General features: G+C 53.6%; 26 protein-coding genes, 4 tRNA genes and 1 pseudogene. 18 read left to right on the forward strand and 13 right to left on the reverse strand.

Annotated features, from left to right (window positions below):
- Window positions 1–478: 478 nt before the first annotated feature.
- From ACOYW0_RS17770 to ACOYW0_RS17810, 9 genes are all read left to right on the forward strand, one after another.
- On the forward strand, window positions 479–955 hold the full coding sequence (locus tag ACOYW0_RS17770; RefSeq protein ID WP_482415146.1) for a phage antirepressor N-terminal domain-containing protein: 477 nt from the start codon (window positions 479–481) through the stop codon (window positions 953–955).
- 348 nt (window positions 956–1303) lie between these two features.
- Window positions 1304–1660, forward strand: a complete 357-nt coding sequence (locus ACOYW0_RS17775; RefSeq protein WP_482415147.1) for a hypothetical protein — start codon at window positions 1304–1306, stop codon at window positions 1658–1660.
- Window positions 1661–1718: 58 nt separating this feature from the next.
- Entirely contained in the window at window positions 1719–2510 is a 792-nt protein-coding gene (locus ACOYW0_RS17780; RefSeq protein ID WP_482415148.1) for a Rha family transcriptional regulator, read from the forward strand.
- 446 nt (window positions 2511–2956) lie between these two features.
- Entirely contained in the window at window positions 2957–3181 is a 225-nt protein-coding gene (locus tag ACOYW0_RS17785; protein ID WP_482415149.1) for a hypothetical protein, read from the forward strand.
- Window positions 3178–3351: a hypothetical protein gene (locus ACOYW0_RS17790; protein WP_482415150.1), complete on the forward strand. Its 174-nt coding sequence runs from the start codon at window positions 3178–3180 to the stop codon at window positions 3349–3351. Before ACOYW0_RS17785 ends, ACOYW0_RS17790 begins: the two co-directional genes overlap by 4 nt.
- Window positions 3352–3402: 51 nt before the next feature.
- Window positions 3403–3954, forward strand: a complete 552-nt coding sequence (locus tag ACOYW0_RS17795) for a hypothetical protein (RefSeq protein ID WP_482415151.1) — start codon at window positions 3403–3405, stop codon at window positions 3952–3954.
- Window positions 3955–4028: 74 nt separating this feature from the next.
- Complete coding sequence (rnhA, locus tag ACOYW0_RS17800; RefSeq protein WP_482415152.1) at window positions 4029–4760, forward strand: ribonuclease HI; 732 nt, start codon at window positions 4029–4031, stop codon at window positions 4758–4760.
- Window positions 4761–4958: 198 nt separating this feature from the next.
- Window positions 4959–5129, forward strand: a complete 171-nt coding sequence (locus ACOYW0_RS17805; protein ID WP_482415153.1) for a hypothetical protein — start codon at window positions 4959–4961, stop codon at window positions 5127–5129.
- 149 nt (window positions 5130–5278) lie between these two features.
- Window positions 5279–5962 carry a hypothetical protein gene (locus tag ACOYW0_RS17810; protein ID WP_482415154.1) on the forward strand — a complete coding sequence of 228 codons (684 nt, stop codon included), beginning with the start codon at window positions 5279–5281 and terminating at the stop codon, window positions 5960–5962.
- A gap of 81 nt (window positions 5963–6043) precedes the next feature.
- On the opposite strand, the gene ACOYW0_RS17815 is transcribed toward ACOYW0_RS17810, so the two are convergent.
- The 3 genes and pseudogenes from ACOYW0_RS17815 to ACOYW0_RS17825 form a co-directional block, all read right to left on the reverse strand.
- Window positions 6044–7513, reverse strand: a complete 1470-nt coding sequence (locus tag ACOYW0_RS17815) for a site-specific integrase (protein ID WP_482418844.1) — start codon at window positions 7511–7513, stop codon at window positions 6044–6046.
- A gap of 21 nt (window positions 7514–7534) precedes the next feature.
- Window positions 7535–7714, reverse strand: a pseudogene (locus tag ACOYW0_RS17820) (DUF6538 domain-containing protein); the annotation flags it as partial.
- A gap of 95 nt (window positions 7715–7809) precedes the next feature.
- Window positions 7810–7905, reverse strand: a tRNA-OTHER gene (locus tag ACOYW0_RS17825).
- Between the two features lie 138 nt (window positions 7906–8043).
- Between ACOYW0_RS17825 and ACOYW0_RS17830 the strand changes: the two genes are divergently transcribed.
- The 7 genes from ACOYW0_RS17830 to ACOYW0_RS17860 all read left to right on the forward strand — a co-directional run bounded on the left by ACOYW0_RS17830 (window position 8044) and on the right by ACOYW0_RS17860 (window position 12610).
- Window positions 8044–8400, forward strand: a complete 357-nt coding sequence (locus ACOYW0_RS17830) for a hypothetical protein (protein ID WP_482415155.1) — start codon at window positions 8044–8046, stop codon at window positions 8398–8400.
- Between the two features lie 192 nt (window positions 8401–8592).
- Entirely contained in the window at window positions 8593–9027 is a 435-nt protein-coding gene (locus tag ACOYW0_RS17835; RefSeq protein WP_482415156.1) for a Rieske (2Fe-2S) protein, read from the forward strand.
- Window positions 9028–9531: 504 nt separating this feature from the next.
- On the forward strand, window positions 9532–9852 hold the full coding sequence (locus ACOYW0_RS17840; protein ID WP_482415157.1) for a ribbon-helix-helix protein, CopG family: 321 nt from the start codon (window positions 9532–9534) through the stop codon (window positions 9850–9852).
- A 328-nt stretch (window positions 9853–10180) separates the two neighbouring features.
- Window positions 10181–10912, forward strand: coding sequence for a rolling circle replication-associated protein (locus tag ACOYW0_RS17845; RefSeq protein WP_482415158.1), 732 nt, complete (start codon window positions 10181–10183; stop codon window positions 10910–10912).
- Between the two features lie 8 nt (window positions 10913–10920).
- A complete protein-coding gene (locus ACOYW0_RS17850) occupies window positions 10921–11106 on the forward strand; it encodes a helix-turn-helix transcriptional regulator (RefSeq protein ID WP_482415159.1) in 186 nt (61 codons plus the stop codon).
- A 3-nt stretch (window positions 11107–11109) separates the two neighbouring features.
- The gene (locus tag ACOYW0_RS17855) at window positions 11110–12252 is read left to right on the forward strand and encodes a tyrosine-type recombinase/integrase (RefSeq protein ID WP_482415160.1); all 1143 of its coding nucleotides are present in this window, start codon (window positions 11110–11112) and stop codon (window positions 12250–12252) included.
- On the forward strand, window positions 12236–12610 hold the full coding sequence (locus ACOYW0_RS17860) for a hypothetical protein (protein WP_482415161.1): 375 nt from the start codon (window positions 12236–12238) through the stop codon (window positions 12608–12610). Before ACOYW0_RS17855 ends, ACOYW0_RS17860 begins: the two co-directional genes overlap by 17 nt.
- A gap of 83 nt (window positions 12611–12693) precedes the next feature.
- Here the strand turns inward: ACOYW0_RS17860 and ACOYW0_RS17865 are convergent.
- From ACOYW0_RS17865 to ACOYW0_RS17910, 10 genes are all read right to left on the reverse strand, one after another.
- Window positions 12694–12780, reverse strand: a tRNA-Leu gene (locus ACOYW0_RS17865).
- A 40-nt stretch (window positions 12781–12820) separates the two neighbouring features.
- The gene (locus ACOYW0_RS17870; protein ID WP_482415162.1) at window positions 12821–13468 is read right to left on the reverse strand and encodes an L-threonylcarbamoyladenylate synthase; all 648 of its coding nucleotides are present in this window, start codon (window positions 13466–13468) and stop codon (window positions 12821–12823) included.
- 90 nt (window positions 13469–13558) lie between these two features.
- Window positions 13559–15340: a phosphoribosylamine--glycine ligase gene (gene purD / locus ACOYW0_RS17875; protein ID WP_482415163.1), complete on the reverse strand. Its 1782-nt coding sequence runs from the start codon at window positions 15338–15340 to the stop codon at window positions 13559–13561.
- Between the two features lie 67 nt (window positions 15341–15407).
- Window positions 15408–16352: a D-alanine--D-alanine ligase family protein gene (locus ACOYW0_RS17880; protein ID WP_482415164.1), complete on the reverse strand. Its 945-nt coding sequence runs from the start codon at window positions 16350–16352 to the stop codon at window positions 15408–15410.
- Window positions 16353–16386: 34 nt separating this feature from the next.
- On the reverse strand, window positions 16387–16770 hold the full coding sequence (locus ACOYW0_RS17885) for a DnaJ family domain-containing protein (RefSeq protein ID WP_482415165.1): 384 nt from the start codon (window positions 16768–16770) through the stop codon (window positions 16387–16389).
- A 306-nt stretch (window positions 16771–17076) separates the two neighbouring features.
- Window positions 17077–17153 (reverse strand) — tRNA-Met (locus ACOYW0_RS17890).
- Window positions 17154–17213: 60 nt separating this feature from the next.
- Window positions 17214–17290, reverse strand: a tRNA-Met gene (locus ACOYW0_RS17895).
- A gap of 601 nt (window positions 17291–17891) precedes the next feature.
- Window positions 17892–19217: a (Fe-S)-binding protein gene (locus ACOYW0_RS17900; protein WP_482415166.1), complete on the reverse strand. Its 1326-nt coding sequence runs from the start codon at window positions 19215–19217 to the stop codon at window positions 17892–17894.
- Between the two features lie 533 nt (window positions 19218–19750).
- On the reverse strand, window positions 19751–20158 hold the full coding sequence (locus ACOYW0_RS17905; RefSeq protein ID WP_482415167.1) for a VanZ family protein: 408 nt from the start codon (window positions 20156–20158) through the stop codon (window positions 19751–19753).
- Between the two features lie 39 nt (window positions 20159–20197).
- Window positions 20198–20920 (reverse strand): enoyl-CoA hydratase/isomerase family protein, encoded by a 723-nt coding sequence (locus ACOYW0_RS17910; protein ID WP_482415168.1) that lies wholly within the window; start codon window positions 20918–20920, stop codon window positions 20198–20200.
- A gap of 772 nt (window positions 20921–21692) precedes the next feature.
- On the opposite strand from ACOYW0_RS17910, the gene ACOYW0_RS17915 reads away from it, so the two are divergent.
- Both ACOYW0_RS17915 and ACOYW0_RS17920 read left to right on the forward strand, forming a co-directional pair.
- A complete protein-coding gene (locus ACOYW0_RS17915; protein WP_482415169.1) occupies window positions 21693–23372 on the forward strand; it encodes a hydantoinase/oxoprolinase family protein in 1680 nt (559 codons plus the stop codon).
- Between the two features lie 60 nt (window positions 23373–23432).
- Window positions 23433–24758 (forward strand): histone deacetylase family protein, encoded by a 1326-nt coding sequence (locus ACOYW0_RS17920; protein ID WP_482415170.1) that lies wholly within the window; start codon window positions 23433–23435, stop codon window positions 24756–24758.
- The last annotated feature ends 685 nt before the right edge of the window (window positions 24759–25443 follow it).

The raw sequence follows: 25443 nt of genomic DNA on the forward strand, positions 1-25443 counted from the left end.
TCAGGAAATGCAGGCCGCAGCACAGAAGGCCCATCCTTCAGCACTTCCTGTGGCTCCAACTGTTACAAGGCAATGGTTGGATGTCCTTACTTCAGCTCCTCTTGACCCTCTGACGCATAACCCTATGGTTACGCACGGCCACTTCTCCCGACCTCTGGTTCAGTTGTGTCCATAGGGACATAATCTCAAGATGCCCCAGAGTTCTGCTGTGACCATATGGTTACACCAGATTGAGAAGACCAACGTAGCTATATGATAACGGTGTAGGTCCCAAACAACCACCAACGGTTCAACGATGGTGATATCGCCATGGTTGAAGTAAAAGCCTGCCATCTCTTAAAGGTTCAGTTGTGGTGATAACGCCATAACTGGAGGCTACCCCTAAGCTCAACTGTCTGGACCTCCAGACGGATGAATAATAAACCCACCCTACCGTTACTTAAAAGTCGCGTCCACTGTCTGGTTATCATGCCACACCGTGTCCAGCAACACTCACCAGACCAACACCACCACTGCCATCATTGAATTTAAAGGAACCGAACTGCTTGCCAACGTGGACGACAAAGGCGTCAAGTGGGTAGCTGCTCGACCTATCTGCATGGGCATGGGCATGAACTGGAAGGGGCAGCATGACAAGCTGAAGGGAGACCCAAAGTTCAACTGTGTGGACCTCCACACGGTTGGGGCAGATGGTAAGAATCGCAAGATGTTATGTATACCACTTGACCAAGTACATGGTTGGCTTAGTGGTATCAACACGAATCTCATCAAGAAACTCAATGTCCGCAAGAAAGTCCTCATGTACCAGAAAGAATGTATGGCTGCTCTCAACGCCTACTGGTCTGAAGGCAAGGCCGAGAACCCTCGGAACATCCCACCCCGACAAATACCCACCATACTCCCCGAATTTCAAACGTTGGCCCCTAACGCATACCTCCATATCAAAACCCTCTAAAATCCAATAGCACCCCCGCACAAACCCAGAAAGCACCGACCCATAGTAGAACCTACAAAAAGGTTTTGCCGATGCCGCATGCTGCAATTCCAAAATCATCACAACGAAGGAGACCGCCCGACATGACGCCCTATCCTTATTAAACAGCGTCACTGCCAGACCTACTGAGAATGCGAGCAAGTGACAATGTCAATCACTACATCGAGCCGTAAAGATCTCACCTAACCAAGTCCCGAGGGTAAATGGTCACAGTCCCATCGACCCATAGTAGAACTACAGAAAGTTATCACCTCTTATTTTTGGTCAATTGCAAGAGACCACAGCCACCAACACAAAAGGAGAATCGTTATGAACTACTCACCCCAAACCCCGAAGGCCCTTCGAGCATCCGGCGGCGCTGTCCACGGCATCTGCCTTGACCCTAAAGCTCTGGCTCAAGTCGGGCACCTGCGGGAATTCTACCGGCGGCAGTATGGCCTCAAGTGCTCCAAGACGGTCATCATCAGGAGAGCGCTTGACCTGCTCACGGCTCACACGGACATGCACCTCATTAAAGGCAAGACGCCGTTTCGGATTGTCAGCGAAGAGGAAAGCCTGTTGAAAGCTGCACCGTTCCGAGAAGCGCCCCGGCTGGACGCTACGGATGACATGCCGCTGACCGCTCAGTATCCGTCATGGGAAGAACGGACGAGAGCCACCGCCTAACACGAGCACACCATCACAGAATCATTAAAATCAAATCACACGCACAAAGGAGAACAGATTGAAACACCTGATTACCATCAACGAAGAAACCGGAAAGCCTGTCACCACCTCTTTGAATGTCGCTGACGTGTTCGGGAAGGAGCACAAGCATGTACTGCGAGATATCGAAGAGCTTGATTGTTCAAAGGGTTTTAGAGAGTCCAACTTTGGACTTTCTAATTTTACCGTCAAGGGCAACCGCCGAGCATACCCCATGGTCACTATGACCCGTGACGGCTTCACGTTCCTTGTCATGGGATATCGTGGCGAAAGAGCCGCCGAGTTCAAGGAAAAATACATCGAAGCCTTCAATTTGATGGAAGAAGAGAGACGCAACCCACCCAAACCTAAAAGCCAGATTGAAATATTAGTGAGTGTCACTCAAGAGATGGCACGGCAGGAAGCGCTACTTCTCGATACATCGGAGAAAGCGGCAGAGGCCAAGGAAGCAGCCACAGCAGCACAGGCCGCAGTCGCTGAGACTGTCGAAGAAGTGGCAGAACTGAAACACAAGTTGGAGCATAACGGATGCCCTGCCGGTTATATCTCCAAGGTCAAAGCGCACAAGCTGTTCGGCAGGCGGGTGACAATGACGGTCTTTGAGGATGTTGTGGCGACGGCCAAACACCAGACCGTCCCCTACACCTTCAAGGTTCCTGACAGCGACAAATACCAGATGGCAACCGGTATACTCGTTGAAGGCCTCCCGGAACTCATGGGTGCCTTTTATAGAGGCTGCGTGAGTGTCACACCGTGCTTCCATGAGAATCCCGCCATGCTGCCAGGCTACCGGTTCAAGTTGAAGCCTTAATAATCGCCACCCGAAACCATACTAAACCCCACTCATAAATCTCAGAGAAACAATGTGGCCTCAGTCTGTATATCAGATTGGGGTTTTGTTGTTTCTGAGGGGTGACAAGAGAGAGATGGGCAAAGCGCCCCTGCTTCTGCTCCCTGCTGAAGCGGTACCAATGTCAGAGAGTATCTTTTTAGCGTTCCCCGAAAGCGCACACGTCCTCTGCAACCTTATTTCACCATGGTCACAACAATGACCTGTGACCATCCCAAAGCCCCCTTCATAAGTACCCCGCTGAAAATACAATAAAATGTACGCCCGAGGGATTATTAGTCCCTTGCGTCTATCTTTTTGCACTTTTATGTAAAAACGCCTAGGCACCCCTCGATGTTTTGTGTATGTTCTCCCTCGTTGTTTGTTTGATTGTTTTACCCTCGACTGACCAAAGGAGTACCCGCACAATGCAGACCGTAAACATCATCGACACAACTGCCACCTCTCATCGTGAACTTGAAACTCTGACCGGCGTCGACATTGATTCAATCTTTGTGGAGAACTCAGGGACAGGGCAGGAATCCTATTTGTCAAAGGGGATTCAAGACGCCCGGCTCAGGGCAGAACTTGAGGAGGCAGTGAACAGAGTCTTTGAAATTGCCGGGAGAATAAAGGAGGTCAGGGCCGCATGATGAACACTGTCAGAATCTGCAATATAGAAATAGAGACGGCACCGGGGAAACGCTTGGTCCTGCCTCTGGGAAATACAAGAGACAGAGGGCTCAAAGAAGCCTTCGAGGAAATAGAACAAGACCTGAACCGCCTGCTTGATAGACACCTCATGATGACCGCAAAACGATAATAACAGAAAGGGGCTGAAATCGTCTCAATGCATTCTAAAGGAGAAATAAAAATGACGAAAACACATGCTATTGAATACACCGTAGGACAAGAAGCAAATCACGCCTTCCATGCAAACGCCGTCTTCTGTAACCGCATATCAATTAGTGATATAGACATACCATATCATGTAGGGGAAATGTTCAGACACACACGGGAATTGTTGGACGCTGACATTTCACGTGTCTCAGCCTTAACAGGCTTTCCAGAGCAGGTGGTTAAGGGCTTTGAGGATGGAGTCGTTTCCTTAACGAATGACGACGCAAGGGAAGCATACAACCAAACGACACGTCTTTATAAAAATGCGCTCCATATTATGGCCTATGAGACCATTCAAGCATGGGATGATGCTTACGTGTTTTATGACGACTTGGACCACCTCAAGGGGCTTTCAAAAGAATACGCCGAGACAGCGAAGGAGCACCGTAAATTCGCCGATGTGTCAGATGCCTTTGAGACGAATCGAACGGCTGTTACTTGGGAATATCTATCAGGCATGGCTCTGGATTGCGTCAACACCGTCTCTATTGTGCTGGATGCATTGATAGGAAGCCCAGACGAGTAAACCACACAACATTACGTAAAGACAAAGGGCTGCCTTCGGGTGGCCCTTCTGCGTTTCTAAAGGAGAAAATCACATTGGCAAAATCAAAGAACAATTTCTACGCAGTCGCCGTGGGCAGAACTCCCGGCATTTACACAAGCTGGCCTGAAGCACAGAAGCAAGTGGCAGGCTTTGAGAGTCCCATGTTCAAGGGCTTCGTGACCCGCGAAGAGGCCGAAGAATGGATGAAAAGCCCGTCTTATGGTACGGCCAAGGGTAAGGCCACCAAAGCCTCAACAAAGCCCCCTCTAACCGACGCTACGGGGTATCCCCTGCTTATCTATTCTGATGGCGGGGCAATCGGTAATCCGGGGACAGGTGGCTACGGGGTGGTCATCAAGAACAATGGGCTTGTATTGGAGCTGAAAGGCGGCTACCTGATGACAACTAACAATCGGATGGAGCTGATGGGCTGCATTAAAGGTCTTGAGCATGTCAAGGAGTCTACCCCGGTAAAGCGGCCTATTGTTGTCACTACGGACTCACAATATGTCGTCAATGGAATCATGAAGGGGTGGGCCAAAAGCTGGAAGCGAAGAGGCTGGAAAAAGTCAGACGGCAAGCCAGCCATGAACGTGGATCTTTGGGCCAGACTTCTTGACCTGATTGAAGGGCGTAAGGTCAAGTTCCAGTGGGTCAAGGGCCATGCGGGGCACAGGGAAAACGAACGGTGTGACGCTTTGGTTAATCAGGTGACAAGGGGCAGCAAAGATAAGCTTGATGTTGACCCTGGCTTTGACATGGTAGAGTTCATGACAGAGCTGTGAAGGCAGTTTAGAACAGGGGTTGCATTACAAAAATGGTGGTATTTTAAATAATTATAGCCATTGAACACTTGACAGGTCATTGTTCATGATTAGTTTTGGTTAATTGTTTTGGCGAAGTACACCTACAATAATATCAAGCGGAGGGTAATACCATGGACAATTACTATGTCAATAATTATGCCCAACCCACAGGTGAACATGAAGTTCACAAAGAGGGCTGCTCGTACCTTCCAAGCAGCAGGAAATCACTTGGCTACCACTCCAGTTGCCATGATGCTGTTGCCGAAGCACGCAAGACCTATTCAAACGTTGATGGCTGCTATTTCTGTTGTAACCCTTGCCATACAAGATAATGCGCTGACTTCTTAATCAGCTCAATTGTAATCCTCGTAGGATGGGGCTTGGTCGGCCCATCCTGTCATCGTCAATGTAAAAAGATGGTGGATAGGGGGGTGATGATATTCAGTAATATCACGCCTTGATTGATTGCAGAATGTACGGCTAATTAGGAGATAAGAATGCACCTCGATTTAACAACAGAAGCATTAGTGGGGAATAAGGTTTCAGCTCGTTTAGAGTCGACTCCAAATAAATGTCCAATTTGTGACCATCATATTCACCCAACGACAAGGGTAGCCTATAGCTCATCTACGCATGATAGAATACAGGTGATATTCACTTGCACGCATTTGGAATGCTTGGAGGCCTTTATAGCTACCTATAGGTCAACAGGTGGTGTGGCTGCGGGAGGCCATCATTGCTATGACTTGGTGAAGGTTGCGCCCATAGCCTACAAGCGACAAGATTTTCCTGACGAAATATCTGAATTATCAAAGTCATTTATCGCCATCTACAATCAGGCAATAGCGGCCGAGGCGTATGGCCTTGGCGGAATAGTAGGAATGGGCTTGCGGAAATCACTTGAATTTCTAATTAAAGACTACCTTATCTCCGAAAGGCCTGAAAATGAAGCGGCTATCTTGAAAACATTTCTGGGAAAATGCATTACCGATTACATTAAAGATCCAAACATACAAAAGTGCGCACAAAGAGCTGTTTGGCTTGGGAACGACGAAACACACTATGTACGAAAATGGGAAGATAAGGATGTTGAGGACCTCAAGGTTTTAATCCGGCTGACAGTGAACTGGATTGAAAACGTCCTGTTGACAAGGAAATACACTGAAGACATGGCCCATTAATCCGACCAGTCTCACAGCTTTCAGGCAGTGGGCCTTTGGGCCCCTTCCTGCCATCCTTCCGCCCTCTCCAAGCTCTCCCGCCTACCCGCAATACTTCGAGCCCCTCAGGTGGCTTAAATCCACGTCATAATTCAGTGACCCCACAATGGCCTCGTACATGGGTTTCACGGGATAATCTTTAACGTAGACGCCATAGGTCACAGTATTCTCGGCGTGTCCCGCTATGGCCTTGATAATGTGCTCGTCAACGCTGTCGTGTGCCAACTTCGATATGGCAGTGTGTCTGAAGCTGTGGAACACTTTGTCAGGGCCAGTGATGCCGATGGTCTTACGGTAATACGCAAACCACTTGCTAACGGTCTGGCCGTAGCCGTCGCGGGTCGATGTGATGTCAGGGAATAGTCTGTGGTGACCCTGTGCCTTCATGGTCTCCATTCGCTTAATTAGCCCCAAATCGTCCACAAGGAAGGGGTGTAGGGGGACCAAGCGCTTGGCTGCTTGGGTCTTGAGTCTCTTGTCTTCGGCGTCGTCGTTGATGTCAATGCACCAGACCCCGTCAACCTGCTTGATATCTTCAATATGAAGTTGGGCAAGCTCTGTGATACGGGCACCTGTGTAAAGGCCAAGGGGCGGCATCCAGAAGTTAAAGGCGTCTCTGAATGTGTCCTCTCGGTATCGTGCAGACCCGAAGATCTTCATAAGGTCGGCGGTGTTGAAGACCTCCCGTTTGTCTCGCTTCCTCCCTTTCGCCTTCAGGCTTAGGCCCTCCATGTAGTTCTTTTCAACATGCCCATGTCGGACGCCGTACTTGAGGACCGCACCCATACGCTGAATCCCTTTGTTGACGGTCCTTGGGCTCCGTAACTTGGGGTGGTCCATGGCTATCAGCTCTTCAATGGTCTTGTCCCGTAGCTTCGGCTTGGCGTTGAAGTTGGGGGGGAGCTTCAGCAGGGTGTCCTTGAGACGGTTAGCCACAGTATGGTCGAACTTGTTAACCGCTATATCCCCGATAATACTGAGGCTCAAGGCAAGGTCTGACTCAACCTCTGCAAGTGTCTTCTCTGTCCAGCTACCGTCACGTTTTCCTTCTGCAAAGTAGAGATCCATGAGTTCAGAGAGCAGCATGGAAGGGGCCACATCTTCAGGCTCGGAGGTGGCTGTGGGCTGTGCGGGGGACGCTGTTTGAACTGTTGCAGGGTCGTCGCTGTAGTCGCCCTGCTGGCGTTTTTGCAGGACCTCCCATATGTGGGTGTCGGCCTTCATGTACTCCCGGCATAGCTTCCGATATTCATGGCTGGAGTGGTCCACGGTCATCCCCGAGGTCTTCAGCAGCTCGTCTACCGACTCCTCGACCCATGCGATATTGTTGACGGCCAAGTGTTGCTTGGAAAGATCCCGGACCATTCCCAGCGCCTTCACGTGGTCTCTATAGAACTCGGGGTCGTGATTGGTGGGGGAGTCCATGAGTCGCTGGTGTTCGTCAGCCTCGAGTGTCTGCTTGATATGCTTCCTGATGATTTCTGCTATCTGGGTGTCCGTCAGTGTTGCCATGTTCCCGCCTCTGATATTTCTGATGGTGCTTTGAAGAGTCCCTGCCAACAGTCGGGCCTTGGAACGAGCCAGACCAATGGAACGGGTACGGAGGGAATATCGCAGTTCAGACTGATTGACAATGGCCTTAATATCGCTGGGAAGCTGGTAGCGGAAATAGTAGCCGGACGGCTTCTGAAGGAGGTAGTTGGGAGCGGCCACAAAAAAACTCCTATCGACTGGGAACCGGGCAATTAGTACCCCGGATTAGTACCCTGACAGGAGTTTTGAGGCTATCCTCAATGATATCGATAAGATGGTACCGGAGGTCGGAATCGAACCGACAAGGGGTCGCCCCCGGCGGATTTTGAGTCTAAAATATATGATTTTTTCTTACCCGCTGTTACCCCTGTTTACTCTGTGAATAAAAAGGGTTGAGGGGTTTTGCGTTGTGTGGGTATGTTCGGTGAAGAAGAACGTAATTCGGGGTGAAATCACCAATGATGCTATCCAAATTGATAGCCAAAAGATTTTGAGGATGATTGGACAATATGGCTAAAATCGAAAGTAAAGTAATTGGTTTTGTATCCACCTCTTCGGTAGGGATGTTTTGTAAGGGTGATGCTTGTATCGTGGCCGGTTCCTCACGAAAAATGAAAACTGTAATTCATGAGACAGACCCGTATGATCACATGGAACGAAGTATTGTTAAGACACTTTTTGGTGAAATTTTACAGGGGCTCATGCTTGGTGGGGCTTATGCCTTTGACGAAGAATCCTACCGTAAATTCTATCCGCTGGCCTTAAGAAAAGGCATCTCTATCCCCAAAGCCGACTTCAATAAATTGAAGTCGGAAGGTGAGCAATTCTTCATAATTGGAATGACCGACCTACAAAATAAAGTTTGAAAAAACTCGCGAGGGAGGGGCTGTGCCCCCGACCGACCGAGCGAGTTTTTGAAAAACGAAATCGTATCATCATTATTTTGATGAACCCCTCCCTCTCGAGAGGGAGGGCACGTCATCAAAATAGTGAGACCGGTAAAGCGGCAACTTTACCGGTCTTTGCTCAACCAATCTTGCTATGGAAGAAAGGAGAACATGATGCAACAGTTATCATTCGGAACCGAAACAATCAACCTTGATACGGGCTTGATGGCTTGGTGTATGGGATTTGATGCTGAATGCGCTAATAACGAGTGTGGTAAAATTCTGTCCGTTAGGCACGGCGATAAGGGGTATCCTTTTCTGTACAAAGATGAGGATGGTATATTATATGGCGCGTCTGTATTGTGTGAAAGCTGCTGGAATGCCCTGAGACTAACCATTCTTCGTGAATTTAATTTCCTTGGAATTGTTGAAAAAGCAGTGGAACGATTGTGTACAGATCCCGATACGAAGGCGAATTATCAGCGTTACAGGAACCCTTATGAACGCTTGATTAAAGAGATTCGGCGGCAAATGGTATTGGATGGGGAAGGAGCAAACCGACACAACGTTTCGTGCGGCGGTAACGTGATTTCTGCTGTGGCATAGTATTCGCGTCAGGGTTTAAGGTACTTATCCCTTTGCCCCGGAGGGATGCCGAGGGCTATTAACCTACATTAAACCCCCGCCGGCCCCGGCTTCTGTTTATTCGGAGAGAGGGAGGTGTCAACAGAAATACTCTTTTTTCGGGCGGAGCCCCGCGAAGCGGCCGGAGGCGAAAAAAGGAAGATTTCTGTTGACGGTGACCGAACGGAGAATAGGCTGAAGACGAGGACGGAGGGGGACAGCGTTTGAATGGAGAGTCTCTTCTTTCCTCAAGAGCTTTTGTTTTAGGACCGTAGGTCCGCCCCGAAGGGGCTCGTGCCAGGGCAAAAAGTTATCGGTTGACTGATGGTAATGGGTGTGCCCTGGCACATCTGTTCATAAATAAGAAAACTGGTTGGAACCCCGAAGGGAGCGAAGCGACCGTAGGGGGTTCAACCAGTTTTTTTATTTGGTAACAATGGGTAAAACCGAATATAAACGGAGAAATTCCTTGACCAAGTTGGTTAATTGAAATTACATTGGGATAAAAATAAAACCAATGGGAATATTATGGGTCGGAAAAAAGTCGAAAATAAGCGTAAGTCAGTCACTGTCATGCTGACAGAAGATGAAATAGAAGCCATTGATGAAATAGCTAATTATGTCCATCTAAGCCGAAGCCAAATGATGAGAGGTATTTTATTACAAGGGGTGGATGATATGAAAAAGTTAAAGCGTATAGGCATACTAAAATTGGCCTATGTGTCTTTGGAACTTTATGAAAAAATACGGAATAAAATGATTAAGGAAGGAGAAGATTCGATTACGTTTCATGATGTATCTGAATAAAAAATAAAAACCCGCTTCATGGTAGTACATGAAGCGGGTTCAGGTGACGTTCGTAGAGGTATTGTTGAGTTTGGCGGCTCATACACTCCGAACATCGATTCATCATATTCAATAAGATGAACCATGTCAAATAGCCTCTGGCGAACGTTGATTGTGATCATTAACGTTCAAAGGAGGCTTTATGCGTTTACCGGTAGAGGTACATTCATCGAAGACGGGGGGCGAAGCCCCCCTTAGCCTTGACTTAATAAAGAATAACTCTCACCCGCCCAAAAAACCAACCTGCCACATTGGATCCTTTCGTGGGGTTTACCTTGAAGGGGGAACCTTGAAAGCCATTCGTGGAAATATCCGATGCAAAAAATGGAGCTGTCCGGACTGCGCCCCAAAAAAAGTCCGCGACCTTAAAAAACGTTTATCTGCTGGCGGCATGACACAGTTTGTCGAACGGAGAGGATTTCGTACCTCAAAGTACGCATTCAAGATGTTGACCCTCACCTGTCCCGGTAAAGAGTATCGAGCCGCTCACACCCCAAAGGAAGCGTTGGAAGAGATGGCCAAAGCCTGGGAACGGCTTCGCAAGGCCATGGCAAAACGATGGGGACGGTTTCATTATCTTCGGGTCACTGAAGCCCATAAGGACGGCTTTCCCCATTTTCATATTCTGCTTGTTGGGCATGCCATCAGCCGGAAGGAGGTACTGCAACAGATCAGAGAGCTGTGGTGCTTCAAATACGAGATGGGGACACAGATTGACTTGCAGGTTTTGAAGAAAGGCTTTGGGGCCGGTATCAACTACGTCATGAAGTACCTGACAAAGGCGCTTGAGCCCATTGCACCCAAGAAAAGGGTTTTTACAGCCTCTATGGGAGCGTTGGAGCCTGTCCAAAAGGTGGAACGGGATTTCATCGAAAAACGGTTTGAGCTGGGGAAAACAATTGTCGATGGACCTGGTTTTCAGGCCTGGGAGTTTGGAAATGTCGAGGGTATGCCGGATGAGTTGGTAAAGAAATTCGCGTGGAACATCCGTACAAACATTCTCATGAAGGGCTTAGCATAGGGGGGAGCATGGACGAATACAAGTTGATGACTATTAAAGAGACTGCGGCACTTCTCGGGATTTCCCCAAAAACGATCTACAACAGGTTGTCGGCTCCCAAGGGGCAAAAGCCTTTTCCCATCAAGCCCAAAAGGGTTGGGAAGTTGGTCCGTTTTGTTCGTAAAGATGTGATTGCATATATCGACGAGGGGTGATGCATGTCGATCTATTACAGGTGCCCGACTTGTCGTTTGCGAAGTCCATACAGGAAACAGGTTTGCCGATGCGGTACAAATCTGCTCAATGCCCGGCGGGCCAAAAAGGGCAGCTATTGGGTAAATTACCGTATCGGCTCCCAGCAGGGCTGGAAAAGTGCAGGGAAGCATCTTGAGTCGGCAAAGGCTCTTGATGACAAGTATAAGTCTCTTCAGCATGAAGGTCGCCTTGAGGACTACGTTCCCAAAAAACATCGTACCTTTAGCCGTTTGGCTGATTGGTTTCTTGATCTTCCATCGGTGAAGCGGTTGTCTTATTTGAAGGATTTGAGAGCCACGTTGAATCATTTTTTAGGGGTGTTTGGTGAGCTTCAGATCCTTAAACTTAAGGCTGAAGACCTTGAACGGTTTCAGGACGATAAAGTCAGGGAAGGGTATGCACTTTCGTATGTCGATAAGATGGTGGGTGCCGCTCGTAACATGGTTAACCGTGCCATTGAAAACGATAAGGCTCCATATTCAGCGTTGAAGCCTTTTAAGGGGGTTAATAAGATGCTGAGAAAAAATGGTAATGCACGTGACAGGGTTTTATCACAAGACGAGTACCATAGAATTTATGACCGGTTGCCTGATCACCTCAAAGCGGTCTTTGCAACGGGGTATTACACCGGGATGCGTAAAGGGGAAATATTGGGGCTTACATGGGACCGTGTTGATTTGAATAAACGACTTATCCTTTTGAGAGCTCAAGATACAAAGGATCATGAGGAGCGATATGTCCCAATATCTGATGAACTATTTGATGAACTCTCAAGCATAGTTGATGAGGATCAAGATGGCCATGTCTTCAAGTATAGAGGCATGCCATTTCAAGATATCCGAGAAGGCTTAAAATGGGCTTGTTATTATGCTGATATCCGTTACGGCTCTAAAGCTGAAGGTGGCTTTGTATTTCATGATCTGCGCCATACGTTCAACACGAACATGCGTAAAGCTGGGGTGGCCGAGTCCGTCATAATGAAAATTACCGGCCACTCAACACGTGAGATGTTCGACAGATACAATACTGTCGATCATAACGACCTAAAACAAGCAGTGCTAAATTTGAGAATGTTCTTGAAAGGAGAGAATGATGGCCAGAGGTAAAACAAAGGTTCGGTTTATTGGCGGCCCATTTGGAGGTGATGTAGACGACAATTACGCCACAATAAAAGCTCAAGATTCTGTGGCACGTATAGACACTTGGATGAGATGGAATGGTAAAGAAGTCGAGATAATAAAGGGGGAACGTTACGGTGATGAATGGATAGCTTTCAGATATTCTGTTTATCAAAAAGCCGGAAAGGATGAGAGCGGATATATTCTCTATGAATATCAACTCTCTGAAATTATGGAGCGTTGTAAGGCTATGGCTAAAAAGACTGGACGCAGATGTAATAACAGGTGTCCTGAGGGTGTTCCTTATTGTAATGCACATAAAAAACTTATGAAGGGTAAGGGCTAAATGTTATCCCATCTGTTATCCCAAGCCCAAAAATATAAAATCCGCAGCACCCTGAGATACTGCGGATCGTATTGGCTTTGTTGTGGTACCGGAGGTCGGAATCGAACCGACAAGGGGTCGCCCCCGGCGGATTTTGAGTCCGCTGCGTTTACCAGTTTCACCACTCCGGCACACGAAATGCTTTTTATGTAAATTTGATTCGATTGTCAATCAAAATGAGGGCAGTTTTTCAAGAATAGCGTGGATGGCGGCGGCCGGGGTCGAACCCTGTCGCAGGATTTTCGGGGGCGTGCAGGTGACGTCCACCACGGTGGAGCCGGAGCCGCCCTTTAAGGGGCCTGCATCCAGGACGAGATCGGCGCCGGTGGCGATGCGCGGGTCCAGGTCCCGGACATCGGCGATGCCTCCCTGTTTGGAGATGTTGGCGCTGGTGCCGGTGACGGGGAAGGGGACGGCCTGGGCCACGGCGCGGGCCACGGGGTGTGAGGGGACCCTTAGGCCCACCTTGCCGGTTCCTGCGGTGATGAGGTCGGGGATGGTGGGGGCGGCCTTGAAGACCAGGGTGAGTTTGCCGGGCCAGAGATGCTTCATGAGCGCTTCGGCGGCCGGGGGGACCTCGGCGACCAGTTCGTCCACGGCCTGCCTGTCTTTGATGAGCAGGAGGATGGGGTTGGTCAGGGGGCGCTCTTTGATGGCGAAGACGTTTCGTATGGCGTCTTCGTCAAAGGCGTTGGCTGCCATGCCGTAGAGGCAGAGGGTGGGGATCACCACGCAGCCGCCTGCGGTGAGGATGTCGGCGGCCCTGGCCAGGATCTCCGGGTCGGGGCGGTCTGTCTGGATAGAAATCTGGGGTCCCATGGGAAGGTTTTCCAACGAATTAGGTGATGCTGTGGGGCGGACGGTTGGCGAAAAGGCCTCCGGCAGGTGCCGGAGGCCTTTTTGATCGACTTATCCGAACTTGAGCTTCTGCTTGAGTCTTTCGGACTTGGCTTCCACTTCGGCGGCCAGGTCTTTTTTGTATTCGGCCATGAGGTCGGCCATGACCGGATCGCCGATGGAGAGGATCTGGACGGCGAGGATACCGGCGTTTTTGGCGCCGGGCTTGCCGATGGCCACGGTGGCCACGGGCACGCCGGGAGGCATCTGCACGGTGGAGAGCAGGGCGTCCATGCCGTTCAAGGCCGAGGAGTCCACGGGCACCCCGATGACGGGCAGGGTGGTGTGGGCGGCCATGACGCCTGCCAGGTGGGCGGCGTGGCCGGCGGCGGCAATGATCACCTCCAGGCCGTTTTCACGGGCCTTGATGGCGAATTCTGCGGCCACAAAGGGGGTGCGATGGGCCGAGGCCACCATGAACTCGTAAGGCACGCCGAATTTCCGGAGGATCTCGGTGGCGCCCTTCATGGTCTCGTAGTCGGAGTCGCTGCCCATGATGATGCCCACACGGGGCTTGGTGGCCAGGTGGCCGATGGCGCGGCCGCCGATGTCGGTGCGGTGGAAGGCCTTGGTCCAGGAGATCTTGTCCACGGCCTTGTAAGCTTTGTTGATGGCTCGCTTGACGTCGCTGCCCAGGGCGGTGACGCCCAGGACCCTGCCGCCGGAGGTAACCACCTTGTTGCCGCGAAGGGCCGTGCCTGCGTGGAACACTTCCAGGTCCCTGGCGGAGGAGGCCTCTTCCAGGCCCTTGATGACGTTGCCCTTGCGGTAGGCACCGGGGTAACCGCCGGAGGCCATGACCACGCAGACAGCGGCGCGTTCATCGATGTCGATGGTGTGCTGGTCCAGGGTTCCGTCGGTGGTGGCCATCATGAGGTCGATGATGTCGTTTTGTACGCGCATCATCAGGGGCTGGCACTCGGGGTCGCCGAACCGGGCGTTGAACTCCAGCACCTTGATGCGGTCGCGGTCGATCATGAGGCCTGCGTAGAGCACGCCTTTAAAGGGGATGCCCTCCTTGGCCATGCCTTCCACGGTGGGGATCATCACCTCTTTCATGATCTTGTCGTGCATGAATTTGTCGATGATGGGGGCCGGGGAGTAAGCGCCCATGCCGCCGGTGTTGAGGCCCTTGTCGCCGTCAAAGGCGCGCTTGTGGTCCTGGGAGGTGGGCAGGGGCAGGACGGTCTTGCCGTCGGTGAAGGCGAGGAAAGAGACCTCTTCGCCCTCCAGGCGTTCTTCGATGACCACGCGGGCACCGGCCTCGCCAAAGGCCTTGTCCTGCATGATCTCTTTAAGGGCGGCCTCGGCCTCCTTGGGGGTGGAGCAGACGATGACGCCCTTGCCTGCGGCCAGGCCGTCGGCCTTAACCACCACGTTGCCGTTGAACTCGGCCATGTACTTGGCGGCGGGCTCATAAGAGGTGAAGCTGCGCCCGGTGGCTGTGGGCACGCCGTAGCGGTTCATGATTTTCTTGGAGAAGGCCTTGCTCGCTTCAAGCTGAGCGGCTTTTTTGGAGGCGCCGAATACCTTCAGGCCTTTTTTCTCAAAGATGTCCACGATGCCCTCGGCAAGGGGGGCTTCAGGACCCACCACGGTGAAGTCGATTTCGTTATCCTGGGCAAAGGACAGGAGCCCGGAGATATCGTCCGCTGCGATGTCGACGCAGGTCGCCAGGTCGGCGATGCCCGCATTGCCAGGTGCACAGAACACCTCGTCCACCTTTGCGCTCTGGGTGATCTTCCAGACCAGGGAGTGCTCTCGGCCTCCACTGCCTACAACCAGTACCTTCATGTCCATATCCTCTCATGTCTCAGGTTAAATAAACGACAATGCGTTCCCTAAAATGAATTGGGCGTTGTTACGGCTGTCCGTTCTTAGACTCCAGGGCCAGCTCGATGAGCCGGTCCAGAAGGGCGGAAAAGGAGAGACCGGCGACCTTGGCTGCCCGGGGCAGCAGGCTGGTGCGGGTCATCCCCGGGATGGTGTTGGTCTCCAGGAGAAAGATGTCCTCTCCTCTGATCATCATGTCGGTGCGGCTGTAGCCCTTCAGGTGAAGGGCGCGGTGCGCACGCTCGGCAAGGTCCATGACACGGGCGGTGAGGGCGTCGCTGATGCGGGCCGGGCAGATCTCCGTGGTGGCACCGGGGGTGTATTTGGCCTCGTAGTCGAAATAGGGGCTGTCTCCTTCGGGAATGATCTCAATGACAGGCAGTGCCTTGGGATCGTCGTTGCCGAGGACGCCGCAGGTGACCTCGGGCCCGTCAATGAAGGCCTCCACGACCACGGTGTCGTCGTAGGCAAGGCTCTTGGCGACGGCTCCGGCCAGCTCATTGGCCTCAGAGACCCGGAACATGCCGAGGCTGGAGCCTCCGCAGGCGGGTTTGACAAAGAGGGGCAGGCCGAGCTTTGTGACGGTGGCCGTCGCGTCAAAGGGCTCGCCCTTGCGGACCTGGATGGCCTCCGGTGTGGGAAGCCCAGCGTCGAGGTAAAGCTTTTTGGAGAGCTCTTTGTTCATGGCAATGGCGCTGCCCAGAACGCCTGAACCCTGGTAGGGGATCTTCAAGAGGTCGAGGAGGCCCTGGATGGTGCCGTCTTCTCCGGGAGATCCGTGAAGGAGGATGAGGGCGACGTCCAGGGTTCCTGCGTCGCGCACAAGGGCGTCAAGGCCGTCCTTGGGGTCGTACTCATGGATGGTGTATCGGTCCTGGTCCAAGGCGGCCAGGGCCTCTTTTCCGCTGACAAGGGAGACGTCCCGCTCGGGGGAGGTGCCTCCGTAGATCACTGCAAGGTTCAACTTCTTCATGGTGTATCTGTCCTGAAAGGGGCCCGTGGCCCCGTTAACCGTTCTGTTTTCTGTTGAGTCTGTTGAGCACGCCCTCTTGATAGGCTTCCGGGATATCGAAGATGGCCGGGGAGCGGCCGTCGCGGAGGAGTTTTGCCTTGAGCATCCGGAGACGCTTCATGGCACGGTAGGTTTCCGAGAGGTCGTCGCTCTCCCGGAGCAGGTCCTCCGTGCGTCTGATCTCCACATGGTCTTCAAGTTCCCGCGGAACACAGCCCGCGTTTTTGAGGATCTTGTGCGCAAGGCGCAGGTCTTCGGGGACCCGGCTGTCATCTTCCATTTCCAGGGGCTTTCCGAGGCCGGGAAGATTATCGAGTTTGCCGTCTTCCTGGGCCTTTAGAATTTTCTCTTCAATGATGCGGTTAAAACCGATACGCATGAGTGACTGAAATCCTGAAAATAGTGATCATCACGCCCTAATGGTGGTAAAAGCGGATTGTTCAACAATGTCAGTGGGTAAGGTTAAAATCGCCTGGGTCGTGTGCCCCCACACTAATAAAGGTTGGGGCTGATTTCAAGAAAGAAGTGGGAAATAGCTGTAAACCGGGGGGATTCGCTGGGCGCATCAGGCCGCGGGATGGGCCGTTTCGCGCCGGAGCCACCGGGGGTGGGCAGGGTGAAGGGGAGGGTACAAAAAAAAGAAGCCGGAGAGTTTGAGGGAAACTCAGCGGCTTCTATATAAATATGGTAGCGATGCACGGAATTGAACCGCGGACACTGCGGATATGAGCCGCATGCTCTAACCAACTGAGCTACATCGCCATATTTTTCTAAAAAAAGAAGCCGGAGAGTTTGAGGGAAACTGACCGGCTTCTCTATAAATGGTAGCGATGCACGGAATTGAACCGCGGACACTGCGGATATGAGCCGCATGCTCTAACCAACTGAGCTACATCGCCATATTTTTAATTTAGCACTCGATACGGAAGGTGTCCATCTCGCGTCGAGACAAAAAGCTTTTAATCTATTTTGAAGCAAATGGTCAAGGGGTTTTTGATAAAAAAGTGGAAAAAAAGCCGCAGGGCTTGGCTCTTCGGCATTTTTGGCTGACCAGAAGCTGGAAATCATACGGAAATCGTCGAGGGTCTCATGATGGCCTGTGGCGGCAAGCCGTGTTGGCTGAAACGGTCCGTGAGTGCAAGCGGTGCCGGAAGGGGGTGGTGGTGCCCTTGTCTATGTTCACGGGAGGGGGAGCTTTTTTTGTGGGGTAAGATGATGGGGCTACCGGCAGGGCTCTGTGATGGCAGGGGGCGCTTCCCCTTGCCGGTGGGCTCGGTTTTGATCGTGTCTCGTAGGGCTTTTGCCGTTTATTATGGAAGGGGCGGAGTATGGGGGTGTATGGGAGGCGTTAAGGGTGTATGGATGAGATTTGGCCGTGTGGGGCTGCGTGGGGGCGGGTGGGGCGCATTTGTGCTGTTTCCAAATAAAAAAAGGCCGCCCGAAACGGGCGGCCTTTTTATTATCGGCTCTGCAACGGATTCCCCTTAAAAGGGGGCTCCATTAAAACTCGGGCTCGATGTATTCAGGAACGTTGACTTCCTGAAGCTCGGGGCCGAGGTAGGTTCTCTCGTTGGGGGCAAGAACGCCCAGGGAGAGGCAGATCAGGGTCCAGAGGTGAACCACGTGGTAGTGCGCGCCGTAGTGCTCGCTCAGCTCATGGATCTGGGCGTGGCAGTTGTGGCAGGCAGCGATGCAGTATGTGGCACCGGTTTTCTGGATCTGAGCATCTTTGATCTTGCCGTAGGCGAGGCGCTCATCCTTGTAGCCGGACTGGAGGAAGCCACCGCCGCCGCCGCAGCAGAAGTTGTTGCTCTTGTTGGGGTACATGTCGATGAAGTTTTCTTTACCGACCACGGACTCAACGACAAAGCGCAGGTTGTCCGCCGTTTCATCCCCATAGGACTTACGGATGATCTGGCAGGGATCCTGGACGGTGAACTTGATGCCAAGTTCTTTGTTCCAGTCGGAGTTGACGGGAAGCTTGCCCTCACGGATCCACTGGGCGTAAAGGTTGTAGATGCTTTCGACTTCGAAGTTGTGCTCGATGTTGAATTTTTTCAGTCCTGCCAGGACTGAGAAGGTAACGTGCCCTCATTCGGTGTTGAGGAACGTCTTGCACCCCAATTCATTACACTTCTGTGCGCTTGTGCTGGTGAGTTTGTTCCAGCTCTCGTCATCGGAGAGGAACATGCAGTAGTTCTCACCGGCCCAGCCCTTGCTGCCGTAGGTCCAGTCGGCGCCGACGATGTTGAGGATTTTCCAGAGGGGAACCATCTCCTCGGGCTCGGTCATGGGCTCACGGGAGTTCTGGTTGAGGAAGAACTCGGCGCCCTGCTTGTCGATGGGGGCCTGGAGGTCTTTCTCTTCCCACATGGGCTGGGACTCTTTGACTTCGTCGATGACGTCTTCGCAGACGAACTCGAAGTCTTCCTGGGAACAGCCCATGGCGCTGCAGGTGTCGTTGGCTACGGCCATGTCGCAGGAGCCGAGGATACCCTTGGGTCGCTCTTCTCTCGGGGTGAGCTTACGCGCGTTGTACACCAGTTGGGGAATGTTGATCTCCATGGGGCAGATACGCTCGCAGCGCTGGCACATGCTGCACATCCAAACCCAGTCGTGTTTCGCGATCTCTTCGTCCATGCCCAGGGCCGCCATGCGCAGGAACTTTCGGGGGTCCATGTCGGCCAGTCCGGTTGCCGGACAGCCCGAGGCACAGAGCCCGCAGGTCAGACAGGCGTTGAGGTTCCCACCTTCGGGCAGGATCTCCATCACCTTGTCTTTGAAGGCACTTCTGGTGCCTCCGCCGATTTTGATTGCCTCAGCCATACTTACATTATCCTCCGTGTCATTTTTCCCGCCCCAAGCCACTGGTCGTTTCTACCGTCGATTATGGCAGGAAAGGATGATGTGCTCCCACAACACAAAAGAGCAAATCAGTCATTATATGAATGGTATAATCCGTGAAAACCTTATGCTCACAACTATTCCAAGAAAAAATTTATACCATAGTGTCCTTTTCAGGACAATAGTGTTTCTACTCTTAAAGATGAAAGCGTGTCAATAAGAATAAACAAAACATATCGAGTAAATACCCTCACCCGACAGGAAGCGGCGATGCGTTTTCGGTACGCCTATTTCGCAGGGGAACGGTGTCTGTATGTTGCATGATTTCAAAGGGGAAGAGGGGATCTGCGGGACGGGGAACTGCGAGCGGGGCGGTTCGATGGGCGGGTCTTCTCCGATCAACGCCGGGGTGGCGATGGGAAGGAGGGTTTGCTGAAAAGCCTTTCAGGCCGGGGGGATGCGCAGAGTGGGATGGGGTGTTTAGGGAAGGGGGCTTTTGATGGTAGTCATCACTATTATTGATGGGAATTCCGTCCGTTGGGGCTTTGCTCTTTTTCGGGGTCAAATCCCGGTGCTCCCGCCCTGCGAAGGCCTGCCGAAAGGGCCCAGCCAAGGGCGATACCCGAGGCGTTGGCCACCATGTCCAAAAGAGAAAAACTCCGCCAGGGAAGGAATGCCTGGGCACCTTCGATGCAGATCCCGTAGGTCATGAGCAGGGCGGCGTGACGCCAGGTGAACCGTCGGAGCGGCGTGGCGGCACACGTCAGCAGGGCCAGGTAGATATAGGCCCCGGCGTGCTGGGCTTTGTCCCAGATGTTCACGGCCAGGCTCCCCTGGACCGGCACCAGCGACAAGACGGTGATGGCGGCAATGGAAAGGACAAGGACGATGCGGGATGTGCGGGTATAAATGGATACGGGCATGGCGTTGCCGGCCCTGTACGGGCCGGCTCCTGTGGTCGGCTAGTCGGTAACGAAAAGGGCCAGGGATTCGATGACCTCTTTGTCTTCGGCTTCCATGATGTCGAGGATCTGCTTGTGGTTCCTCGCTTTGTGGATCTTGAAGATACCGCGCTTCTTGGCGAAGGTGGCGGCAAAGGCCAGGGCGTCTTCCATGAGGGCCTCGGGGTTCTCGCTGGCTTTGACGAGCATCTTGCGCTCGGCGAGCTCGGGTGCCCCGGCCCGGCGGCCTGTGAGGTACAGATCGTTGAAGTGGTCGAAGGCAAAGGCCTTTTTCACGAAGGCGAGCATGCCCGGGAGGAAGGGAATGCCCAGGTCCACCTCGGGGAAGCAGAAATAGCCACGGTCGGCCCGCATGAAGCGGAAGTCACAGGCGCAGGAGAGGATGGCTCCGTTGCCGAAGGCGTGGCCGTTGATGGCGGCAATGGTGGGGACCGGCAGGGTCAGAAGCTTGGTGAATACATCGTTCATGCCGTACATGAAGCCCTTGATGTCATCGAGCTTTCCGTCGGCAAAGGCGCCTCCCATCCACTGGACGTCCACTCCTTGAGAAAAGGATTTTGGGTCCGTGGAGGTAAGGATGATGGCCGTGACCTCCTCATCGGCGATGGCCTCGTCGAGGCAGCGGTTCAGCTCCTGGGCAAAAACCAGGTTCTGGGTGTTGGCGCCGTTGTCCATCCAGACAACGGCGGTGCGGTCCTTTTTCTCCCATTTTACAACAGACATGATAACCCCCGTTAAGCATTGTAGGTCCATCGAAAACAACCGGTTCATTGGGCGCCGGAGCCGTTGGCTCAGACCCGAGGGCCCTGGCCGGGATGAGGTCGGAGGCTCTGTGAAATCGGGCTTTTTGTGTGCGCATCAATGATTGCGGGATAAAACACATTTTATTATCTGATAATGGAAATGATGGAAAAAAGAAAGGGGGAAAGTTGATTTGTATGCGAAATAAGGAAGGGGTGGCGGACACAGGTGTCTGTGCGTGTGTTTCTAACTTATTGATCGATAAATCAAATCATTGAAGGGTGAAATCTTTTGGGCGGCTTTTTTGCTTTTATAGTTTGTGCGCTTTGTAAAATCAGGGAGGAAAAGGGGAACATGTTCTTCCACAAGGATGCCGGAGGTAGATATGCACTGTCGCTCAGGGGCAAGGGCTCTTCTGTCTGTGTGAGTCTAAATGGTTCGTAATCAAGGGTTTATCAATGATTGAGTCTGTGTTGACACCGTAAGAATATTCCTATAGATACGTTAGTATTCAGCTCGACTTACCGGGAGCTCCGTCACCGACGCAATACCATGGATGCCCATGCCTGCGGGTGATGCTGCGTCTCATCATGATCTGATGAACCCGTAGACCCTGTACGGTGATTTCAGACCCTGGGACCATGGCCACCCCACCTGTGTTCGCTTATATGCCGCTGCTCGGCAAGCGGCCTGGGTGGGCACGAATGGCGTTGGCCTCCCCGAAGTCCCCAATTTCTAAAGAAACGAGGTAGTCATGATTATCGGCCTGGATGTGGGGGGAACCCACACGGATGTTGTGCTTATCGGGAAGGAGGGGCTGATTCGGCAGACCAAGGTGCCCACCGACCCCGAGAACCTTTTTGAATCCATCCTTTCCGGCCTGGAGAGCGTGATCCGGGACACCGACACCGCGTCGGTGGAACGCATCGTGCTCAGCACCACCCTGACCACCAACGCCGTGGTGACTGGAAAACTCGAAACGGTGGGTATGGTGGTGGCAGGAGGGCCGGGCCTCGACCCCATGCTGTTCCGTTGCTGTGAGGAGTACCATACCGTTTCCGGGGCCGTGGATCATCGCGGGCGGGTGGTGGAGGGGCTGGATCGGGACGCGGTGGAAGCCCTTGCCGATGCCTTCCTTGCCAAGGGGATCCGAACGGTCGGGGTGGTGGGGAAATTCTCCACCCGCAATCCCGGCCACGAGCAGCGTATGGAAGAGATCCTCATGAAAAAAGGGATCGAGCGTGTCTTCACCGGCCACACCGTCTCCGGGCAACTCAACTTTCCCCGCAGGATTCACACCACCTTTTTAAACGCATCGGTCTACGCCATTCACCGGCGCTTCTACGAGTCCGTCCGGGACAGCCTCAAGGAAAAGGGCATCGACATTCCCATCTATATCCTCAAAGCCGACGGCGGCACCATGGAGATGGAAACCTCTATGATTCATCCCGGCGAGTCGGTGATGTCCGGGCCTTCGGCAAGCGTCATGGGATCTATTCCCTGGGCATCGGACTCGGTGGACACCCTGGTTCTGGATGTGGGGGGGACCACCACGGACATCGCCATCCTGGTCAAGCGCGCCCCGGTACTGGAGCCCCTGGGCATCACCGTAGGCCCCTGGCGCACCCTGATCCGCTCCCTGAAGAGCACCTCCGTGGGCCTGGGCGGCGACAGTCAGGTCCGTGTGGACAACGGGGCCGTGATCATCGGACCCCAGCGCCTTGGGCCTGCCATGGCCTTCGGCGGTCCGGAGCCAACTCCCACGGACGCCATGGTGGTCCTCGACCCCGACGGCACCCAAGGGGACCTTGCCCTGGCCCAGGAGGGGATGCGCCGCGTGGGAGAGGCCCTGGGCCTTTCCCCTGAAGAGGCGGCCCGCAAGGTCATGGAGACCATGGGGCGCACCATCCTGGATCATGCCCGCAAGGCCGTGGCCGAGATCAACGCCAAGCCGGTCTACACCATCCACGAGATGATGGAAGGGTACCGGGTGGCTCCGGAGGAGATCCTTCTTCTCGGCGGCCCGGCCAAGGCCCTCTCCGGTTACCTTGCAGACTGCACGGACAAGGCCGTTCGGCCCGTTCCGCGCTGGGGAGTCGCCAACGCCATCGGGGCGGCCCTTGCCCGCACCACCTGCGAGGTGACCCTGTTTGCCGATACGGAAAAAGGGGTGATCCTCATCCCTGAAGAGAACTACTCCAAAACCATGGACCATCACTACACCCTGGATGATGCCGAAGAGACGGCCAGGAATTTTCTGGTGGAAAAGGCGCGCCAGGCAGGCAGTCGCACGGCAAGCCCGGAGACCGAGATCGTGGAGAGTATTGCCTTCAACATGGTTCGGGGCTTCCGCACCACGGGCAAGAACATCCGGGTGCGGGCCCAGGTGAAGCCGGGGCTCATTGATGGGTACGATATAGCCGGTGGTGAGTAGCAAGGACTGAGGATACAGGATGGCGTCGTTGCGAGCCATCCATATACTATAAGGACACGCATGATGATCAAAGCGGACAGAAAAACAGGGTTGGTCTTTTTTCCTGCCTTTGACTGGGCCATCGATCCCACCCACCCGGAGCGGGAGGAGCGGCTGCTCTACACCCAGGACCAGGTGTTTGAAGAGGGGCTGTTTGATATCGAGGGTATCACCGAGTTCAAGCCCGACCTGGTGACCCATGAAGACATCCGGCGGGTGCACTTCTGCGCCCCGGATATCGAGAGCGTCACCACCGAATCCCACCTCATCAGCGCAGGGGGAGCGGTGACCGTGGCCAAGGCCGTCATGGAAGGGGCCGTGGAAAAAGGCTTTGCCCTGGTGCGTCCTCCCGGGCACCATGCCATGCGGGTGGTCCACGGCAACCGGGGGTTTTGCAACATCAACATCGAAGCCATCATGATCGAGTACCTGAGGGCCAAGCACGGGGTGCGGCGCGTGGCCGTTGTGGATACGGACTGCCACCACGGCGACGGCAGCCAGGACATCTTCTGGCACGACCCGGACACCCTGTTCATCTCCATTCATCAGGACGGGCGGACCCTCTATCCGGGCTCCGGTTTCATCGAAGAGCTGGGCGGGCCCAACGCCCTGGGCACCACGGTGAACATTCCCCTGCCGCCCCTTACCTCGGACGAAGGCTACCTCTGGACTGTTGAAAACGTGGTCATGCCCATCCTCGAGGATTTCAAGCCTGAGATCATTATCAACTCCGCAGGCCAGGACAATCACTTCTCCGATCCCCTCACCAACATGAACTTTTCGGCCCGGGGCTACGCCGACCTCACCGACATGCTGAGCCCGGATATCGCCGTTCTGGAAGGGGGCTACTCCATCGAAGGGGCTCTCCCGTATGTCAACACCGGGATCATCCTGGCCCTTGCGGGCCTTGACTACACCGGCATCAAAGAGCCGGGTTTCGATGCCGCCCGCATTGCCCAACCCCCCGACGTCACCCGGCAGGTGCGCCAGATCGGCCAGGCCGTCCTCTCCACCTGGCGCCAGAGAGAGGCCCTGCAGGCCAAGCTCGTGGGCAACCATAAGACCGTGAGCCGCCGCCGCAACATCATGTACGACACAGACATGATCTATGAAATGCAGATCGATGAGATCACCGTGTGCAGGGAGTGCAAAGGCGCCCTCAAGGTGGACTCCTCTTCGGACACCGGCCACCACCTCTTCGGCGTTCACATCCCCAACGGGGTTTGCCCCGCCTGCCGTGCCAAGGCAGAGCAGTGGTTCGAAGAGTCCAAAGACGGCCCCTACACCCTCCGCACCATGCAAGACCTCGATAGCCAGACATTCTACGACGAGCCCCGGGAGGCATAGGTCTTGGAGCGCCGCACCGCCGTGCCCGATGGGCACGGCACCACCTTTGCCCATCCTACCTGTTCACAAAACCTCTCCACCGGTCGCAGGGCGTTACCTCGTAGGATGGGCAAAGCGTAGCGTTCCCATCATTTGGTCGATATCCCAACGGTGCCGTCAATGCATATCCCACCGGGACGTGAGAACCCCATATCGGTAAACGTGGAGTCCCCTCACCGCTTCCCGGGTATGCCAGGCGCATGCCGTGCCCGATGGGCACGGCACTACCTTTGCCCATCCTACCTGTTCACAAAACCTCTCCACCGGTCGCAGGGCGTCACTTCGTAGGATGGGCAAAGCGGAGCGTGCCCATCGTGTGGTCGATATCCCAACGGTGTCGTTAATGCATATCCCACCGGGACGCGAGAACCCCATATCGGTAAACGTGGAGTCCCCTCACCGGTTTCCGGTTATGCCAGGGACATTCCGTGCCCATCCTACATGCTCATAAAACCTCTCCACCAGTCGCAGGGCGTCACCTCGTAGGATGGGCAAAGCGAAGCGTGCCCATCGTGTGGTCGAAATTCCACCGGTGTCGTTAATGCATATCCCACCGGGACGTGAGTACCCCATATCGGTAAACGTGGAGTCCCCTCACCGGTTCCCGGTTATGCCAGGGCATGTCGTGCCCGATGGGCACGGCACC

The sequence above is a fragment of the Desulfoluna sp. HI9BLuna genome (assembly GCF_056829775.1).